The sequence below is a fragment of the Psychrobacter frigidicola genome, assembly GCF_007997305.1.
In the GTDB taxonomy this organism is placed as follows: Bacteria; Pseudomonadota; Gammaproteobacteria; order Pseudomonadales; family Moraxellaceae; genus Psychrobacter; species Psychrobacter frigidicola.
The window spans coordinates 810,019-827,970 of the sequence record NZ_VORZ01000001.1 but is presented as its reverse complement, the minus strand read 5'-3'; the positions used below and the strand labels follow the sequence as shown (position 1 = coordinate 827,970).

Here is a 17,952-nt window from a genome sequence, read left to right as displayed (position 1 = left end):
AACTAAATAATTGTGCGAATGAACATGATGACACTTCTTTTAATAGTATTAAACATTCATACGCCTATCAAAGCAAATCAGAAAATATGACAGTCTTAACTTTTTTAACGTCTATTTCCGTCAAGTCGATGCTAACTTTACTTATTATCTGTACGAGTAGTATGAGTGTTCATGCCGCTATATTAAGTGACAGTAGTGAACGCCGTGTTCAAGTTCGGACAAATAGTAACAATGCATATGTCAATCGCGCCCCGATACCTATAGTAAATAACAGTACGGGTATTACTATTGTCAGAGGAGATAGATTTACTAGCGATAGCATGCAAGGACTTATTCAACAGAAGCAACGCGAATTTGATTTTGATGCTAAGCTGTCTATAGAAGAAAGCAAACGTGTCAATGTTAATAAAAGTCCGCCAGCCTATAATACTATCTACAATACTACTTATGATCCTGTCTACAGCACAGGTAATAACGGTTATGGTAGCGCGTCCAGTATGGATTTTAATAGCTGGTTGAACAGTAATCGATACCGGGCTCAACAGATTGCCAGCTATCAACGCTATTTAAGTGCTCAAGTGGGCGCTCAAAACGTCCCTCCAATGGAGCAACTGCTCACCACTGCTCGTAGCTGGGATAAATGTGGCTACGAGCCCTATCAGTTGCCTCCGCAAGAGTTGTGGTCAAATATTGTGCCCACTTTACGTCTCTATACTAACTTGAAAAGCCAAGGTATTTTGCCAGCAAGTGCTGAGATACGTTCGGTCTATCGTAGTCCAGGGTTGAATGACTGTGCAGGCGGTGCCAGTAGTAGCAAACATATGACTGCCGGCGCGATAGATATTTGGGTGCCTGAATATGAGAATAATCAGTGGCGGCTCAATAATATGCAAGACGGCTTGTGCCAGTTTTGGCAGTATCAAGGAGGAACTTATGACTTTGGGCTTGGACTTTATGCAACCGGAGCAATTCATTTAGACACCCAAGGGTTTCGTAAATGGGGCTTTAATAATGCCAGTAGCAGCTCATCATGTCGTTCTTAACTGAATATCTTAAGTAAACTATATCAATAAAAACCACTCAATAAAGCAATTATAGTTGACTAAAAACTCATAGAAAGCAAACTATTACATCATCTATGATACCGATAAACGGTCGAAATCGCAGACCAATAGACGCATAGGTCATAAAAATATGTCTAACTTTTCAAGAAGTATGGTTTAATAGCCACAAATTAATGTTCATTCTTATAACTGACAATCATTTCAACGCTATCACTCCAAAAATGCGCTCAACTTTAAGAAGGGGCAAAAAGGCGATGAATGGGTATAAGTGAGATTTATGAAAAATTTGTGGTCAATAATAACAAAGACGCAGTATTTTCATGTCAATCAATACGTAGTGATTACCTTAAATAAGGCCTACATACTTCTCTTTACAGCTGCTGCTTCAACGCTGTTGCTCATGAATGCATGCAGCCCAAAAGAGCCTATCGAAGGCGTAGCCGACGCAAAAGCTGCACTAAAACAACAAAATATTGCTAACATTGAGGAAAATATCAAGAATTCATATGCGCGGTTGGCCGCTAAACGTGCAGATGTTTGTCCAAAGTTGATCCAAAAGAATAGGCATGAAAATACCATTGAGCGCACCGCAGAAGTTATGGTTGATGAGCATTGTGACTATTTCTTATATCCGCATGCTGGTCAGCGTATTACAGTCAGCGTCAACAATGATCAAATTGAGGCGCTATTGATTGTGCCTATTTTGCATAATTTCGCTGATGGTCAGTATCCGGTTACCTCTTATGATAAGCATGTGATTCGCCTGTCTTATAATGGGGCAACCTATAGGCCTGAACGGCTAAATTATGATGTTGCTATTAGCATCAGTGATTAAATTCTTATCATGTAGCACTTAATTTTCAAGTACTACATGTCCAAGCCGTTGTTCTTTAATATCTTAATTTTCAAGTATTCTATAAAGACTAGCGGCTGCTTTTTTTAGGCTTAACCGTTTTGTTATCCCATGGATTGTCCTGTCCTACGGTCACGATCAAAAAATTATCTGGCTGTAAGGTATCACGCAAGGTTTGATTGACTGATGCAAGATTCACGTTATCGATACGGCTCATATAATCGGCAAGATAACTGTCAGGCAATTGATAGAAATTCATCATGCCTAGTAGACCATTAATTCCTGCATTACTGGCAAACCCCATCGGGAAACTATTCTTTAAATTATCCGTCGTTAATTGCATCTCAGCGTTAGTGATTCCTTTATCCAAAGTATTCTCTATTACTGTCACGCTAGCATCAATTGCTGCACGTGCTTTGTCATTACGGGTCGCAAAACCAATTTGATAAGGGCCACGCGCTAGCATCGGACTCATAGAGCCAGAAATACCATAGGTGTAGCCAAGATTCTGGCGAATCTCAGTCATTAACCGCGCATTAAAGTCACCGCCCGCTAATACATCATTACCGACTGCAAAGTTAGTTTGCTGCTGTTGGGCTTTTGGATCAGTGGCACGCTTCTCACCGAGTTGTCCCATTAATACGGTAGTTTGGGTGCTGGGGAAGGGGATATGAATATGCTCTCCTTTAGTTAGCGCTTTCGGCTCTGGTAGCACAGCCGCCGCTTTGCCGATTGCTAAATCAGCGGTAAGGTTATCTGCCAGTTTTTTTGCTTGAGTAAGCGTTAAGTTACCCGTCATTGCCAGCGAAGCATTAGCGGTCACTAAATAGCGTTTTTGGAAATTTGTTAGGTCTTTTTGCTCAATACTAGGTACGGTCTCAAGGGTACCAGAAGAAGGATGGGCGTAAGGGTGGCTACCATATAAGGCTTTACTAAAAGCTAAGCTTGCAAGGCTACCAGGGTCTTGTTTTTGCTGCTGCAATCCCACTAATAACCGTGCTTTATTACGCGCTAAAATTTGGGTGTCAAAGCTTGGTTCGATAAGCATTTGGGTCATCAAATCAACAGCGGGTAATAGATGCTCATCATCAGATAAACTACGCAGTGATATGATAAACATATCTTTATAAACATTGCTATTTAAATTAATACCTAAAGTTTCAACCGCTCGGGTAAAGTTATCTTCATCTAGTTTTTTAGTGCCTTGGGTAAGCATGGTCGCTGTCATATTAGCAATGCCAAAACCATTCGCACGTATATCGCCATCGCGCGCACTGCCCGCATTGAAGCGTAAGTCAATATCGACAATAGGCAAAGCTTCAGCCCGTACAAACGATACCGGTACCCCAGATTTGGTTTCAAAATGTTGGATATTTGGTACGGTGACTTGTAAGGGCTTGACGTTATCAAGGCTGCGCAGTGTCGAGAGCGCTTTGATGGGTGCATTGGCATCAATGCTGGCTGCCGACGCACGGTTTTCCGACATGCCGGCATCGGCGTAAGCAGGAACAGTCAATGTTACTAATCCTGTGGTCAATCCAATAGCCATACTCACGCTTAAATATAATAGCCGTATCGATTTAGGCTTGGTAGATTGTGTTAACTTTGTTGTGCTGACAGCTGAGTGTGTAGAGGTGATTGCTAAATTTGGTATAGAAATCTTATGCGTCATGATGGTCTTCTTAATAAAGGGTTACTTAATAAAATCGTTAAGTGCCAACTAGATAAAGTATTTAACTCATGCTTTTTTTTATTTATTCTGCTTCGGCGCTTTAGTTTTATTCGTTTTATCTGCAGGCGGTACGATATACATGACCGTTAAATTATCTTTAACCAGATATTTTTTGCTAGCAGCTTTTATGTCAGTAACGGTCACGCTGTCAAGTTTGGCAGGTAAGGTCGCAAGTAACCTATCATCAAGACCGATAGATTGTAGCGAGCCAATCATTTGCGCTTGTCCCTCCATGCTGTCTTGCGCATAGATGAGACTGGTGACGGTATTGGTCTTGGCACGACTGATTTCATCAGCGGCAATCGGGTCAGTAGCAAGCTTATCAATTTCAGTAATGATAGCTTGTTGTGCTTGCTCTAAGCTTACGCCCTCACGCGGTGTCGCTTGAATTAAAAACAGCCCATCGCCGCGATCTAATAAGTCATAAGAGGTGCCGACGGTGGTTAATAAACCTTGTTCACGAATCAACCTTTTTTCTAGACGGGCAGACAGGCCGCCATCTAATACATCTTGTGCTAATGATAAGGCGTAAGCTTGTTTTTCATCGTTCTTTGGGGACGTTAATAGACTAGGCACGTTATAACCCATCAATAATACCGGCACTTCTACGGCTTGCTCGGAGCTAACTTGTTTATAACCACGAAAACCTTGTTGACGGACGGCAGGACGGGTAGGCAGTTTGCTAGTCGGCAATTTGCCAAAGTAGCGTTTTACTTGCGCTAAGATGTCTTGCGGCTCAACGTCGCCGACGATGACTAAAGTGGCATTATTAGGCGCATACCAAGTGTTATACCAGTCTTTTAATTCCGGCAGGGTAATAGACTCAAGCTCGGTCATTGGCCCGATGACCGATTCACCTTTGGGGCTATCAGGTAGGGCTAGCAAACGAAACGACTCATAAGCCTTGGCCAGTGGGTTGTCATCGGTACGTTGACGGCGTTCCTCCATGACGACTTGATGCTCTTTAGCAAACTCTTTGGCATCAAATCGTAAGTTTTTCATCCGGTCTGCTTCTAACTCCAGCGCTAATGGCAAGCGATTGGCTGGGAACAGCTCGTAATAGCCAGTGTAGTCGTAGCTGGTAAAGGCATTATTGACCCCGCCGAACTTCGCAATCAAGCGCTCAAAGTCTGCACTTGAGACGTTAGACGTACCCTTAAACATCATGTGCTCAAGCAGGTGTGAGATACCACCTTTATCAAGCGGTTCGTCCGTTGAGCCTACCCGATACCAAATTTGGGTCATCACTACCGGTGCGCGGTGGTCTTCTTTAACGATAATTTTTAGACCATTATCCAGTTGATATTCATGGCGACCTGACAAATCTATTGCCAGTTCTGATGACTTATCAGTTGTTGTTTTATAAGCTTCTGTTAAAGATGGCAGAGGTTTTGCTACTTTTTGCTCAGCAGGACTGGTCTGACAAGCAGCAACAGTCGTGGCAAACGCTAAGAGACAGGCTGCGCGCAGCACTAGTGATGATGACATAGAGTTTTCTACTTATGAAAATGGCGACTAAATACAGTAATTTTAAAGATAAAAGTTATCTAAATATAAAAAAGCAGCTAAATAGAGTAATAGCTAAAGTTATATGACATTTTTTATATTAGAAATTAAAATTGCGGTTGGTTCAAGCGCTTGCAGCGTGTTACAACCTACGGCTGAAAAAGAGAAAGCCGCAATAATGAGTGTAAAGACTATCTTAGTAGCTTTTTCATGTTTGACTTTTCTATGCCAAGCTTTCTTATAATTGCCATTGCTTGATTGATGTTTGAGATTCAATAAATGCTGAGATTTTAAGCAGCGTGATTGTGTTGTGAAAGACATAATAGAGCCTACTTATATGAAATAATGAATGAATATATTGCTGTTAGTTCTTGCCATAAAAGTTAAGATTACAAAGATTTATGTGCGCCAACCATGACGCTAGCCGTCGGTTTAAACTCGTGAGTGGTACTACAGCCTGTAGCTGATATGGCCATTGTTGCCACCAAAATAGTCAAGGTGATGCTGGCGAGTTTTTTACTACAAGTAGAAATTGATAACATAGATTTTCCCAATAGAAAGTTACTGGACAAGGTTCAAATATTTTGAATAAAAGATATTTGAATAAGAATAAGCGAAGTTTAGCATGTTCGAGGTCATATATTTGTGTCTAAACCTTAAGCTAAGCTTTCTTCAGCTCTTGCTTCTTAGCGTTCATATGAACGCTAAGAAGGATTGTCATGCCTACCTATCAGGTAACTGAGTGGCCGTTAAATTATGTTAAACTAGGCTAAAAATGAGTGCCAAGACCGATGTCACTAGTTAGACGGTTATAGGTTGATATAAATGGCACCATCCTTATTTTACTTTCAGCTTTTACTTTCAGTGCTAACTTTTAGGCGAACTTATGAATAATCCAAATAATAGCAATCGCGTGGTCATCAATTTAGATGGTGGTCTTGATGATTTAGATGACGATGATATTACTTTACCCAGCATGCCGGCGCAATCGGTGCTTATTATTGACGAGCATGAAACTGAAGCGTCTGACCAACAAAAAGCTCCAGATAATAAAGAGGATAATACAACCAATAAAGAAGTGTCTAGCGCCAATGCTGCAGAGAGTATTGCTTTAGGTTCGCCGATTGTATCACCGGAAGTCAAAAGTGAGACTAAGAATACCCCGCCTAGTGACGGTCAATTACAGCACTCTTCAAACAGTTCATCCCATAGCCAGCCAAATACTGAGTCTGCGCATGCGACTATACCAATAATGCCTTTACAGGCGCAGTTGGGTGATAGCCCAAGCGTAAGCTCTAAAAGCCATGCTGCTGAGCCATCTTTAGCAGTAGAAAAAGAGCAAGCAGAACAGCAAGAAGTTGAAGATGAGGTGCAAGGTCGTCAAAAAGGCAGCTGGTTTAACCGCATGAAAACCGGATTAACCAAGTCGCGCAAGAATCTAGCAGAAGGTATGGTCAGTATTCTAATAGGTGGCAAAGAGATAGACGATGAGCTGTTAGAGGAAGTGGAAGACCAGCTGTTGGTTGCTGACATTGGCGTCAACGCCACTAATCGCATTATTAAAAGCTTAACTGAGCAGACCACGCGTGGCGATTTGATTTACGCTCATTCATTATACAAAGCGTTGCAAACTGAGCTGGTTGATATTTTGACCCCAAAGGTTGCCCCGCTTATCATTGATACTACTAAAAAGCCTTTCGTCATCTTAGTTGTTGGGGTCAACGGCGTGGGCAAAACCACGACTATCGGTAAACTTGCCAAGCGCTTACAAGGTGAAGGTAAGTCCGTAATGCTGGCTGCGGGTGACACTTTCCGTGCTGCTGCCACTGAACAGCTGCAAATTTGGGGCGAGCGTAATGATATTCCAGTTATCGCCCAAGGTCATGGCTCAGATAGTGCTTCGGTTATCTTTGATGCGATGCAATCTGCTAAAGCCAAAAATGTTGACGTGTTAATTGCCGATACTGCGGGGCGCTTGCAAAATAAAACCCATCTGATGGCGGAGCTTGAAAAAGTGGTGCGCGTGATGCGTAAAGCCGACCCCACAGCACCGCATGAAGGCATGATTGTACTCGATGCAGGCACTGGTCAAAATGCCATTAATCAAGTGGAGCTATTTAATAAAGTCGTCCCATTAACCGGTATTACCATTACTAAACTAGATGGTACCGCTAAAGGCGGGGTGGTATTTAATATTGCTGAAACTACCGATGTTCCTATCCGTTATATTGGTGTTGGCGAGTCAATTGACGACTTACGTGCCTTTAGTCCGAAGCAGTTTGTTGCCGCTTTATTTGAGACCGACGATAAGTAACACTGTAATTGAGACTATATTATGATTGTGACCAAAGTAGCGCTATCTGATATAACCAATGATAATCCTCCGTTATCGTCCGATGCGGCCTTGGTGCTGGCGAGTCATACTGTAGGGGGCACAGCAAAGCTTATTTGGTGCAACTGGCTGGCAGCAGATGAGTGCTGGCAAGATAAGATTAAACTGAAGGCTCTAGCGAAACATTATAAGCTTGATGAGCCGCTTGATAGTAGCGGTTTGAAGTTTGTGCCATTAGAGCAGTTAGATGCTAATGATTCTGAGCAGCAGTTATTATTAACAGCAGTTGCGCAAATGCAGGAATATCTACAAGGAAGGCGTCAAGATTTTGATTTACCCCTTGATGTCTCACTAGGCACACCATTTCAACAACAAGTTTGGCAAGCTTTATTAGATATCAATCATGGCGAGACTATCAGTTATAAAACCCTAGCAGAGTGTGTTAATAACCCCAAAGGCTATCGTGCAGTTGCTAATGCCAACGGGAAAAACCCTCTCAGCATCATCATACCTTGTCATCGAGTAATTGCTAGTGACGGCAAGCTTGGTGGCTATACTGGTGGGTTGGATAAAAAAGAGCACTTACTGGCCCTTGAATGCATTAAAGTTAACCCTTAAGCCACTGCTAAAACTCGCTGTTCTTTGTGTAGTACTGAGATTTAATTGAATCGCTAGCCTTCAAGTAAATTGAAACTATTAGGTTAAAGATAGATTGAAAAGAGAATAGTTATGAACCTGCAGGTTATGAAAAGACAGGCTATTAAAATACTACAACCTATTACTGTTGGCGGAGTAACTTTTAAGAACAGCCTTATGCTGCCGCCGCTTACTACTGGCTATGAAGCTAAAGACGGCAGTATTAGTTCGCAAAGCCTTGCTTTTTATACCCGTCTGGCTAAAGGTGGCGTAGGTTATATTGTGCTTGGTGATGTCGCCCCTATCCGTAGCTTTGCGCCTACGCCTAAGCTGTTTGATGACAGTCAAATCGAAAGTTTCCGTTTACTTGCCGATAGTGTGCATGCGTATGGTGCCAAACTTGGTGTGCAAATTTTTTATCCAGAATATGACGTTGATGCTATTAATAAGATGTTTGCTAATGGTGAGCAGGACCAGATACGTACGCGGCTACACCATGATATGCAGCATTTCGTCAATGAGGTGACCGAAGACGCTTTAATGGCGATTATTGACACAATGTGTGCCTGTGCAGTGCGGGCGCAACAAGCGGGTATTGATGTTATTCAAGTGCATGGTGATCGATTAGTAGGCGTATTATGTAGCACCAAAATGAATCAGCGTACGGATAAATTCGGTGGCTCTCTTGAGAATCGTACCCGCTTTGCTTTAATGTTAGTACAGGCGTTAAAAACAGCCGTACCAACTATGATAATTGATTATAAATTATCGGTTGTTACGCCTGAGCGCGGTAAAGGCGGTGTTGATGAGAGGGAGGCGCCGCAGTTTGCAAAGTGGCTTGAGGATGCTGGCGTGGACATGCTGCATGTCGGGCAGGCAAATCATACTGTCAACTTAGCAGACACTATTCCGCCGATGGGCGTGCAGCCTTATTGTTTCTTTGCGGACATCGCAGGAAGCGTTAAACAAGCTGTCAATATTCCGGTCAGTACTTCAGGGCGTATCATTGACCCCAATATGGCTGAAGATATGCTACAAGCTGGTAAGGCGGATATGATCGGCATTGGCCGCGCTCTATTAGCCGATCCTGACTGGCCAAACAAAGCAGCTTCGGGGAACACTAAGAACATTCGCCGCTGTATCAGTTGCAACGTCTGCGTCGATGCAATCATGAACCGCTCTTTTGTCATCTGCACCGTCAACCCTGAGAATGGCTTTGAAGAGACTAGAGTTATCACCCCAGCTAAGGTAAAGAAAAATATTGTAGTCATTGGTGGTGGCCCAGCGGGACTTAAAGCCGCTCGCGTCGCTGCTAAAAAAGGCCATAGCGTGACACTCTTTGAAAAAGCAATGCACCTAGGTGGACAGTTAAATATAGCCGATGTACCACCGCGTAAGAGCGAGCTGTATCGTGCTGTAGAAGACTTAGCAAGTGCAGTTTACTCTGAGGGCGTAACGGTACGTTTAGGGGAGATAGCCACTAGCCAAAACGTATTAGCACTAAAACCTGCTGCTGTCATTGTGGCAGTCGGAGCTGCTAGCTTTATGCCGCCCATTCTAGGTATCGATGGGTCAAACGTCTGCGATTCGTGGAAAGTGCTGGCAGGCGAGCAAAAAGTATCTGGTCGTGTCATTATTATTGGTGGCGGGGTAGTCGGTTGCGAGACCGCTGAATATCTTGCTGAGTTAGGCTGCGAAGTATCCATAATAGAGATGTCCGACAAGATTACCAGCGCCATAAGTGCTACGATTCTACCCTCAATGCTTGAGGTTTATAGTAAATATGAGGTCGAACTATACACTGGGCATAAAGTTACGAGTATCGCTATTGATGCATTAAACTGCGAAGATAAGAATGGCAATAACATGCGGCTTCCTTGCGATTATGTGGTTATCGCTAGCGGCGCGCGTTCTGTTATATTTGATACAACAGCATTAATTGCTGAAGGTATTGAGGTGGTAGAGGTAGGTGACTGTCTTGAGGTTGCTGATATTTCATACGCCACTAAAACTGCGTATGATGCAGCCAATGCGCTTTAAGGATTAATGCTTTAATGTTAGATGCTAAATATATAGCAACAGCTGTTTTTAAAATCAGTATATGTAGTTTTAGGATAAGCTAATAAAAAAGCCAAACATCATATGATGTTTGGCTTTTTTATTAGCTTATGGGTTCATGGCGAATAATAAATAACTATTGTTCAAGCTCTGCCATAATGTCATCTGAGAAATTCACATTAGTATAGACCTCTTGCACATCATCGATGTCCTCTAACATATCAATCATTTTCATGACTTTTTCGGCATCATCAAGATTATTAATCTCAGCCATAGTTGCCGGTGCCATAGTCACTTCCGCATTGTCGGAAACCAAGCCTGCGGCATTAAGCGCATCTTTAACTTTACCGAAGCTCTCAACCTCAGTAATGACTAGTAGCGTCTCACCATCATTTTCAATATCTAGTGCGCCAGCATCCAACGCTGCGAGCATCACTTCGTCTTCCAAGCTGATATTATTAAAGCTAATTTCGCCGCGCTTATTAAAAAGGTAAGCGACTGAGCCTGAGGTACCAAGATTGCCTTCGTGCTTAGTAAAAGCATGGCGCACTTCACTCACGGTACGATTGACATTGTCAGTCATGGTTTCAACCAATACGGCTACACCGCCAATGCCATAGCCCTCGTAGCTGATTTCTTCCATATTGTCATTATCACCGCCGCCCGTACCGCGAGCAACCGCACGATTGATCGTATCGCGGGTCATATTAACTGACAATGCCTTTTCAATAACGGCACGCAGACGTGGATTTTTATCGGGATCGGGATCACCTTGCTTGGCAGCTGAGACAATTTCACGGATAATTTTAGTAAATACCTTGCCTTTTACCGCATCCTGACGGGCTTTGCGATGTTTGATATTTGCCCACTTCGAATGACCTGCCATGTTATATCCTTAAGTTTGTTGCGGTTTACCACACTCATAAAACGGCTGCTAATCACAACCCTCTATATCTCTCTTATTTTGCATACAGCAGACTTGTTCGCTGTAATAAGCTTACGTGCAAATTAGCGATTAGTATGTCGTTAAGAGCAGTTTTTTGCTACACTATCACAACTTAAATGTTGTCGTAATTCCCATAAGTGCCTGATGTTAGTAATTGCTATTATAAACCACTTCTGCGTGATTTGACTAATCGTCACCAGTCTATCCCACTTTTAATCATTTGAATCCATGCATCCATTGATTTTACGAACCTACTAATTTTATGAAGCAACCGTCCGTTGAAGCCATTACCCACCTGCGTAACCGCATTCATATCGCTATTGAAGGCACAGATACCCGATTGGGTCGGCTATTTGATATTATATTATTGATTGCAATCTTGGCCAGTGTGGGCGTGGTAATGCTCGATAGTGTGCTATATATGCGTTTGCAGTTCGGTACTGTATTCTTTTACGCTGAATGGTTTTTCACTATTCTATTTACTATTGAATATATTTTAAGACTGTTTTCAGCCCCTAACCGTCTGCGGTATATTTTTAGCTTTTTTGGGGTGGTGGATTTATTATCTGTATTACCCAGTTATTTAAGCTTAATGTTTGTGGGCGTACAATATCTATTGGTCGTTCGGATTTTACGAATATTAAGGGTGTTTCGGGTACTTGGGCTTAAAGGTTACATGCAGCAAGCGGGATTTTTGGCATCAGCACTAAAGACCAGCCAGCAAAAAATTATTGTGTTTTTCTTGTCGTTGGTGCTGTTAGTCACAATTTTTGGCGCGGTTATCTATGTGGTTGAAGGACCAGAAAATGGCTTTACCAGCATACCAGTGTCTATTTATTGGGCGGTTGTGACGGTAACTACTACCGGCTATGGCGATATGTCACCTAAAACCCCAATCGGGCAAGCGATTGCATCTATGGTAATGATAGCTGGTTACTCTATTATTGCCGTACCAACAGGTATTTTTACCGCTGAGCTGGCGCGTAATATGCGCCCACAGCTGAACCCTATAGCCTGTCCAAACTGTGGTAAATTTGGCCACGCAGTAAACGCCACGTTTTGCGACCGTTGCGGTCATGCGCTCCACATCTAATCTGTACTCTTAACCCATAGTGAGTCCACATGTTAGTGGTGTACTTAGAATAAATAGCAATATCCAAGCGTGTAGATCTAGGCAGGCATGTCTAAATACTGATGAACCAGCGATGATAAATCAATCTCGACGCCTAAGTTTACCAAGTTCCAATATTGTCCAGAGACCGTACGATCAAGCATCATTGTAGTCGCTGAAGGCTGAAATTGACCAAAGTGCTTTAAAGAGATGCGCATTTGGGCAATGGCTTCATGATGTACTTGACTGGTCGCAAAGTTAAATGCGCCTTCTTGGTAAGGTGGGATAGACAATGGCTTAAGACCGATTGCCAGCCACTTTTGATAAAACTCTCCCGAGATAACAGTGTCGTCATCACGGCGCACACCAAGGGCGATTAAATCTTGTTCGAGCGCAGTCACATCGCCTCTAATGGCATGCTGAGCAAAGCGGCGGAACAGCTGCACCTCACTGTCGCTATAGCTGCGAACCCCACCAAAGTCATAGGCAATTACGCTGCCATCTGGTCGAAAGGCAAAATTACCTGGATGGGGATCACAGTGCATTCTATATAAGCCAAACAGCTGGCCGGCACTAAAATGGAATAACTGCTTAGCGATTTTTTGCTTGACATCATTGTCCCACGTTGCCGCGACGTTCAATGTTTCGCCGAGCTCTTCAGTCAAACTTAAAACGCGCTTTGATGAATGGCTGCTGATGACCCTTGGGATAATAAGACCATCATCTCTAGAATGAAATGCGCCGAACACCCGCAAGTTCTGTGCCTCTTTCGTGTAATCAAGCTCATCATGTAGGCTTTGGCGGATCTCATTAAACAGCTGGTCTTGTAGCGCGCGGCTCATATTCAGTACGCCCGCTATTTTTAGGGCCATACGTACTTGTTTTAAATCGCTATCACAGTTCTCATCAACATCTGGATATTGGACTTTGACCACTACCTTTTGTCCAGAAGGTAGAGTCGCTTTGTGGACTTGACCAATGGAGGCCGCAGCAAATGGCACTTCTTCAAACTCAGCGAAAAGCTCGTTAATAGGGGCTTTTAGCTCACGCTCAACTTGTGCTCGTATCTGTGCATAAGGCATTGGCGGCGCGTCTTTTTGTAGTTTCTCTAACGCAATTGCTACCTCAGGTGGAAACACATCTTTATACTGGGAGGCAATTTGTCCCACTTTCATCACCGCGCCTTTCATCTCACCCAAGGTACCAGCGATTTGAATACCCACATCTTGCATCATCTCTGAGCGCGCTTGTAGACGTTTTTCTTCGTCACTAGAGAGATGCTTTAATGAGTTTTTCGCCGCCTTGCCCGCAATACTCGCCGTCATGCCTGCCAATTTCATAAAGCGTTTTCCGGACGATTTTGCCATTCATATCACCGTATCTAGTTGTTAAAGTATTGAGTTGTCGAAGTATTGATCATTACTATATTAGTTTATATTTACGCTTATGAGCTATAATTATTTGACGATTTTAATAAGGTGATTATATTTTAATCAGTCCCTACCTATGTAGCCAATACGCTTAATTTACCAAAATTATAAGCCGTTTCAAATTATGAGAATATGAATTTTTGACATTTAATCTTTGAAATTTGTCTGGTAGGTATTCACCAGCCAATAATCCAGTGCCATCTGATAACCTAAATGACCCAAACCAGTAATTACCCCAACGGCCACATCACTTAAATAAGAGAGATGCCGGAACGGCTCACGTGTATGAACATTGGATAAATGCACTTCGATAAACGGCTTTTGAGTGGCAAGCAGTGCATCACGTAGCGCAACTGATGTATGTGTAAAAGCAGCAGGATTAATAATGATAGCATCAACTTGCTCAGCGGCATCTACCAATAAGCCATAATGCTGAATGTCATCAATCAATTTGCCTTCGTGGTTAGACTGAGTACAGATAAGCTTAATGCCATAATCAGCCGCACGTGCAGTTAATTTTTCCTCAATATCAGCAAGGGTAGTGTGACCGTATATTTCAGGTTCTCGCTTACCCAGTAAATTGAGATTGACTCCATTCACTAATAGGAGTTTACGCGTCAGAGAAGGGGTATCAGTTGTCAATATTGACGGCTTTTGTAATGAGGGTTGAGAAGGGGTGCTCATAGTTTTCTCTGTCGATATAAGGGGTAGAAGCAATACGCTAAAATAATTTTCTAGAATCACTTAATTAGAAGTAGCTAATAAAAAACAGCCTATGAAAAATGACAGTGTTAATGGTCTCAGATTACTATTGCAGTCATTCTAATCACATACTTATAATCCGTTTCCGTAAATTATAAGTAGATCCTACAAGGCGCCAGCTTATTAATATTAAGTTATAGCTATACTATATTGTAGTTTTAATACCCAATACAAGTGCAGCTGATTCAGCTCTAAGCCTTTATAATAGCAGCTTGACCAAAAATTTATAAAAAAATGTCAAAAAAGGCTATATAGTCGTTAAAAATCGTGTTAAAAGCCTTTATGTTACTAAAAACCCGTGCTATGATGTTTTATAGGCAGCTAATGTTGCAAGCCTGTTACTGAACTTGTTATTGACGTGCTTGCAAACGGCTCATATTTAAATCACTTTGATACCAATAAGGTTTGTGTAAGTAACTTTTATTTAGCTAAGTGATATTAAATTTAGATTTCATAACTTTACTTAGATCCCGTTTATATGCCATATAGCAAAGGAATTCGGGACTAAGTATACTTTTTAGGAAATAATACTATGTCAGCTCGTGAACAAGGTACTGTTAAGTGGTTTAATGACTCAAAGGGCTTTGGTTTCATTCAACGTGATAGCGGCGAAGATATTTTTGTCCATTTCCGTGCAATCCAAGGTGATGGTTATCGCTCATTGCAAGATGGCGAAAAAGTCGAGTTTATCGTCACTGAAGGGGAAAAAGGCCTTCAAGCTGAAGAAGTTAGAAAAGTAGACGAGTAAAACATTCAGTATTGCACTTTAGCTCTAAAGACTGAGTAAACTACTGATATACTGTTGGGTCAAGCCTGTCTTATATTACTGATGCAGATATTATCATAATATCTCAGGTAGAATATAGACGTTAGGCTTGGCTTTTTTGTGTCTATTGGCTTTTTATATTTAATTGCCAAGCTGCTATTATATAAGGATGATTTTTTGAGTAACTTCACAACATTTACCGATTTACCACTTTCAGAGCCGACATTGAGAGCCATTAGCGATTTAGGCTTTACTGAACTTACTGCTATTCAAGCGCAAATACTGCCGCACACATTAGCGCATCAAGACGCTATCGGACAGGCCCAGACGGGTACAGGAAAGACCGCCACATTTTTGCTAACGATTATGGAAACACTGCTTAACCGTCCTTTTGCTGCTGACGAGGAACGTTATTTAGCGGAGCCACGTGCCGTTGTGATGGCGCCCACCCGTGAGCTTGCGCAGCAGATATTCGATGATTGTATTGTATTAACTAAATACACCTCGCTGCATAGTGTCTGTATCATGGGTGGTACGAATTATGAGACTCAGCAGCACGAGCTTGAGCGTCAATATGTGGATATTCTAATTGCGACGCCAGGACGTCTGATTGACTTGATGAATAAAGGAATGGTATATCTTGATCGTGTTGAAGTGCTGGTATTAGATGAAGCCGATCGTATGCTAGATATGGGCTTTATTCCTGATATTAAGCGCTTGGTTGGGCGCATGCCACCGAATACTGATCGCCAAAGCTTATTGTTTTCGGCGACCTTTAATCAAGATGTGATGAATTTGGCCTATCGCTGGTTACATGAGCCGCAGTTTGTTGAGATTGAACCAGAACATAAAACCAGCGATTTGGTAGACCAGCATTTTTACTTACTCACAGAGAGCCAAAAATTAGAAGCGTTAGAGCGTATTATCACTGACACTGGGGTGGATAAAGTCATTGTCTTTGCCAATCGCAAAGATCAGGTTAAGCGTCTTTACCATAAATTGCGCCAAGCGCATAAAGTTGTGATGTTATCAGGAGACGTGATTCAACAAAAACGCGAAAAGTATTTGCAGCGTTTCAAAGAGGGTCACGCTTCAATATTGGTGGCAACTGATGTGGCAGGGCGCGGCATTCATGTTGATGATATCAGTCATGTGATTAATTATACCTTACCAGAACAACCCGATGATTATGTCCATCGTATCGGTCGTACAGGTCGCGCTGGACAAACTGGTATTAGCATTAGTTTTGTGAGTGAAGACGATGCCTTTAACTTACCGGATTTAGAAAAACACTTAGATACTAAGTTCACCCTTGAGCAGTGGCAACAGTAAGCGTGTAACTTAAATACCCTGTTTAAAAAAAGCCCTCAACATTAATAGTGTTGAGGGCTTTTTTAATTTTTATCAGTTATATATTTCTAATAAAATACCATTGATCGGTCGTTGTTACTATTTAGCTTGTTCCGCAGCAGCGTCGTTGTTATCGCCCATGTTGTGCATGCTATGGTCTACTGGCATATTGTTCATTTCGTGATTCATTTGGCTCATGTCATGACTGGTGGACGTATCATCTTCAGACATCATCGCTGAATGGCTGCTATGATCCATCTGCATATCACCGCCATGTCCACTATGACCACCATGCAGGCTGGTCATAGCAATAGGGACTATAATCACAGCAAGTCCAGATAGCATCATGATGGCACCATTCATTTGCCGCAAGCGTAAGCGTCCGATTTGATTGCGTAGCCAGTTGACGGTTCCATGGGTTGCGACCAACATGGGCACTGTACCCAAACCAAAGGCAAACATTAGTACCGCGCCGGTTAAAGGATCATGACCAACAACAGCGATAAGTAGCGCCCCATAAACCAGACCACACGGTAAAAATCCCCATAATAAACCTGCGGTTAACGCACGCGGGAAAGTAGTGAGCGGAAACACCTTTTTGCGTAGTGGGGCTAATGCTTGCCAAAAGCGCATGCCTAAACGTTCAAGTTTGGTTAAAAACGGCGCACCTAACATTGTCATACCCACGAAGACCAAGACCAAGCCCAGTAAAATACGCGGGATATTATTACCTACCATGACCGGTGCTAGAACGGTGGTACCGATTAAGCCAGCAACCAACCCTAAAGACGCATAACTAAGCAAGCGCCCAAGATGATAGGTTGCAATCAGACCACGACGTTTAGCAGGGCTCACGTCTTTCATTGATAGACCAAAAGCGGCAACCAGACCGCCGCACATACCCAAGCAATGCGGCGAACCGAAAAATCCCATCAGTAACGCCGCAACGAGTAAGGCTGTGGTCATCGGGTATATCTCCTAGAAAAAATGATACTGTGATCTGATATTGCGATCTATAAACTTACTTATCGTTAAGTTTCTTACTGTTACTATCAGCGCTATTAATCTCAGCTATATCTGTAATCTGAGCATCTGTAGTGATATCTACTACATTTTTTGATGTGCTTTGTGAGGGGTTTGGAGATGAGGGCTTGCTGGTCTGAGGTTGGGTGTAATTAGGATCATGCTCTTGAATTGTTTGGCGCCGTTCTTGACGGTCATCTAAGATAATACGCTGCGAAGCATTGTCTAAATCCTCGAACTGATTGGATTTCACTGCGTAACGTACTGCCCAAATAGCGACCACAAACAGCATTAAACTCAATGGGATTAATAAAAATATGCTGAGCATGATAGACCTCTTGGCAGCGATTTTTGGATAGGCAACCTGTTTATTATACGCTGTT

Annotated in this window: 17 protein-coding genes; 8 read left to right on the top strand and 9 right to left on the bottom strand. The window is 42.5% G+C overall.

Features of this window, described 5'->3' with window-relative positions; translation table 11 throughout:
• The first annotated feature begins 161 nt into the window (after positions 1-161).
• A complete protein-coding gene (locus ES754_RS03380; protein WP_147222052.1) occupies positions 162-1,043 on the top strand; it encodes a D-Ala-D-Ala carboxypeptidase family metallohydrolase in 882 nt (293 codons plus the stop codon).
• A 421-nt stretch (positions 1,044-1,464) separates the two neighbouring features.
• Positions 1,465-1,899 (top strand): hypothetical protein, encoded by a 435-nt coding sequence (locus tag ES754_RS03375; protein WP_147222050.1) that lies wholly within the window; start codon positions 1,465-1,467, stop codon positions 1,897-1,899.
• Between the two features lie 88 nt (positions 1,900-1,987).
• Here the strand turns inward: ES754_RS03375 and ES754_RS03370 are convergent, their stop codons facing one another.
• From ES754_RS03370 to ES754_RS12080, 4 genes are all read right to left on the bottom strand, one after another.
• Complete coding sequence (locus tag ES754_RS03370) at positions 1,988-3,466, bottom strand: M16 family metallopeptidase (protein WP_227677721.1); 1,479 nt, start codon at positions 3,464-3,466, stop codon at positions 1,988-1,990.
• A 201-nt stretch (positions 3,467-3,667) separates the two neighbouring features.
• Positions 3,668-5,137 carry a M16 family metallopeptidase gene (locus ES754_RS03365; protein WP_147222046.1) on the bottom strand — a complete coding sequence of 490 codons (1,470 nt, stop codon included), beginning with the start codon at positions 5,135-5,137 and terminating at the stop codon, positions 3,668-3,670.
• A gap of 99 nt (positions 5,138-5,236) precedes the next feature.
• Positions 5,237-5,476 (bottom strand): hypothetical protein, encoded by a 240-nt coding sequence (locus tag ES754_RS03360; RefSeq protein WP_147222044.1) that lies wholly within the window; start codon positions 5,474-5,476, stop codon positions 5,237-5,239.
• Positions 5,477-5,544: 68 nt separating this feature from the next.
• Complete coding sequence (locus tag ES754_RS12080; protein ID WP_170231071.1) at positions 5,545-5,697, bottom strand: hypothetical protein; 153 nt, start codon at positions 5,695-5,697, stop codon at positions 5,545-5,547.
• A gap of 344 nt (positions 5,698-6,041) precedes the next feature.
• On the opposite strand from ES754_RS12080, the gene ftsY reads away from it, so the two are divergent.
• From ftsY to bilR, 3 genes are all read left to right on the top strand, one after another.
• A complete protein-coding gene (ftsY, locus tag ES754_RS12410) occupies positions 6,042-7,469 on the top strand; it encodes a signal recognition particle-docking protein FtsY (protein WP_338106134.1) in 1,428 nt (475 codons plus the stop codon).
• A 21-nt stretch (positions 7,470-7,490) separates the two neighbouring features.
• Entirely contained in the window at positions 7,491-8,105 is a 615-nt protein-coding gene (locus ES754_RS03350) for a methylated-DNA--[protein]-cysteine S-methyltransferase (RefSeq protein ID WP_147222042.1), read from the top strand.
• Between the two features lie 111 nt (positions 8,106-8,216).
• Positions 8,217-10,163: a bilirubin reductase, long form gene (gene bilR / locus ES754_RS03345; RefSeq protein ID WP_228267755.1), complete on the top strand. Its 1,947-nt coding sequence runs from the start codon at positions 8,217-8,219 to the stop codon at positions 10,161-10,163.
• Positions 10,164-10,317: 154 nt separating this feature from the next.
• On the opposite strand, the gene ES754_RS03340 is transcribed toward bilR, so the two are convergent.
• On the bottom strand, positions 10,318-11,067 hold the full coding sequence (locus ES754_RS03340; protein ID WP_147222040.1) for a YebC/PmpR family DNA-binding transcriptional regulator: 750 nt from the start codon (positions 11,065-11,067) through the stop codon (positions 10,318-10,320).
• 322 nt (positions 11,068-11,389) lie between these two features.
• Here ES754_RS03340 and ES754_RS03335 point away from each other — a divergent pair, with 322 nt between their 5' ends.
• Positions 11,390-12,220 carry an ion transporter gene (locus ES754_RS03335; RefSeq protein WP_147222039.1) on the top strand — a complete coding sequence of 277 codons (831 nt, stop codon included), beginning with the start codon at positions 11,390-11,392 and terminating at the stop codon, positions 12,218-12,220.
• 77 nt (positions 12,221-12,297) lie between these two features.
• On the opposite strand, the gene ES754_RS03330 is transcribed toward ES754_RS03335, so the two are convergent.
• Both ES754_RS03330 and aroQ read right to left on the bottom strand, forming a co-directional pair.
• Entirely contained in the window at positions 12,298-13,605 is a 1,308-nt protein-coding gene (locus tag ES754_RS03330; RefSeq protein ID WP_147222037.1) for an ABC1 kinase family protein, read from the bottom strand.
• Positions 13,606-13,815: 210 nt separating this feature from the next.
• Complete coding sequence (gene aroQ / locus ES754_RS03325; RefSeq protein ID WP_147222035.1) at positions 13,816-14,352, bottom strand: type II 3-dehydroquinate dehydratase; 537 nt, start codon at positions 14,350-14,352, stop codon at positions 13,816-13,818.
• Positions 14,353-14,962: 610 nt separating this feature from the next.
• On the opposite strand from aroQ, the gene ES754_RS03320 reads away from it, so the two are divergent.
• Together ES754_RS03320 and ES754_RS03315 are read left to right on the top strand one after the other, a co-directional pair.
• The gene (locus ES754_RS03320; RefSeq protein ID WP_147222033.1) at positions 14,963-15,178 is read left to right on the top strand and encodes a cold-shock protein; all 216 of its coding nucleotides are present in this window, start codon (positions 14,963-14,965) and stop codon (positions 15,176-15,178) included.
• Positions 15,179-15,373: 195 nt separating this feature from the next.
• Positions 15,374-16,528 carry a DEAD/DEAH box helicase gene (locus tag ES754_RS03315; protein WP_147222031.1) on the top strand — a complete coding sequence of 385 codons (1,155 nt, stop codon included), beginning with the start codon at positions 15,374-15,376 and terminating at the stop codon, positions 16,526-16,528.
• Positions 16,529-16,645: 117 nt separating this feature from the next.
• Here the strand turns inward: ES754_RS03315 and ES754_RS03310 are convergent, their stop codons facing one another.
• Together ES754_RS03310 and ccoS are read right to left on the bottom strand one after the other, a co-directional pair.
• Complete coding sequence (locus ES754_RS03310) at positions 16,646-17,512, bottom strand: sulfite exporter TauE/SafE family protein (RefSeq protein WP_147222029.1); 867 nt, start codon at positions 17,510-17,512, stop codon at positions 16,646-16,648.
• A 55-nt stretch (positions 17,513-17,567) separates the two neighbouring features.
• Positions 17,568-17,897, bottom strand: a complete 330-nt coding sequence (gene ccoS / locus ES754_RS12195; RefSeq protein WP_227677723.1) for a cbb3-type cytochrome oxidase assembly protein CcoS — start codon at positions 17,895-17,897, stop codon at positions 17,568-17,570.
• Between the last annotated feature and the right edge of the window lie 55 nt (positions 17,898-17,952).

Bases quoted from the DNA above. Each gene is read 5' to 3' on its own strand.
- ES754_RS03380 (WP_147222052.1), top strand. From the start codon at position 162: ATGAGTGTTCATGCCGCTATATTAAGTGACAGTAGTGAACGCCGTGTT.
- ES754_RS03375 (WP_147222050.1), top strand. From the start codon at position 1,465: ATGAATGCATGCAGCCCAAAAGAGCCTATCGAAGGCGTAGCCGACGCA.
- ES754_RS03370 (WP_227677721.1), bottom strand. From the start codon at position 3,466: ATGGCTATTGGATTGACCACAGGATTAGTAACATTGACTGTTCCTGCT.
- ES754_RS03365 (WP_147222046.1), bottom strand. From the start codon at position 5,137: ATGTCATCATCACTAGTGCTGCGCGCAGCCTGTCTCTTAGCGTTTGCC.
- ES754_RS03360 (WP_147222044.1), bottom strand. From the start codon at position 5,476: ATGTCTTTCACAACACAATCACGCTGCTTAAAATCTCAGCATTTATTG.
- ES754_RS12080 (WP_170231071.1), bottom strand. From the start codon at position 5,697: ATGTTATCAATTTCTACTTGTAGTAAAAAACTCGCCAGCATCACCTTG.
- ftsY (WP_338106134.1), top strand. From the start codon at position 6,042: ATGAATAATCCAAATAATAGCAATCGCGTGGTCATCAATTTAGATGGT.
- ES754_RS03350 (WP_147222042.1), top strand. From the start codon at position 7,491: ATGATTGTGACCAAAGTAGCGCTATCTGATATAACCAATGATAATCCT.
- bilR (WP_228267755.1), top strand. From the start codon at position 8,217: ATGAACCTGCAGGTTATGAAAAGACAGGCTATTAAAATACTACAACCT.
- ES754_RS03340 (WP_147222040.1), bottom strand. From the start codon at position 11,067: ATGGCAGGTCATTCGAAGTGGGCAAATATCAAACATCGCAAAGCCCGT.
- ES754_RS03335 (WP_147222039.1), top strand. From the start codon at position 11,390: ATGAAGCAACCGTCCGTTGAAGCCATTACCCACCTGCGTAACCGCATT.
- ES754_RS03330 (WP_147222037.1), bottom strand. From the start codon at position 13,605: ATGGCAAAATCGTCCGGAAAACGCTTTATGAAATTGGCAGGCATGACG.
- aroQ (WP_147222035.1), bottom strand. From the start codon at position 14,352: ATGAGCACCCCTTCTCAACCCTCATTACAAAAGCCGTCAATATTGACA.
- ES754_RS03320 (WP_147222033.1), top strand. From the start codon at position 14,963: ATGTCAGCTCGTGAACAAGGTACTGTTAAGTGGTTTAATGACTCAAAG.
- ES754_RS03310 (WP_147222029.1), bottom strand. From the start codon at position 17,512: ATGACCACAGCCTTACTCGTTGCGGCGTTACTGATGGGATTTTTCGGT.
- ccoS (WP_227677723.1), bottom strand. From the start codon at position 17,897: ATGCTCAGCATATTTTTATTAATCCCATTGAGTTTAATGCTGTTTGTG.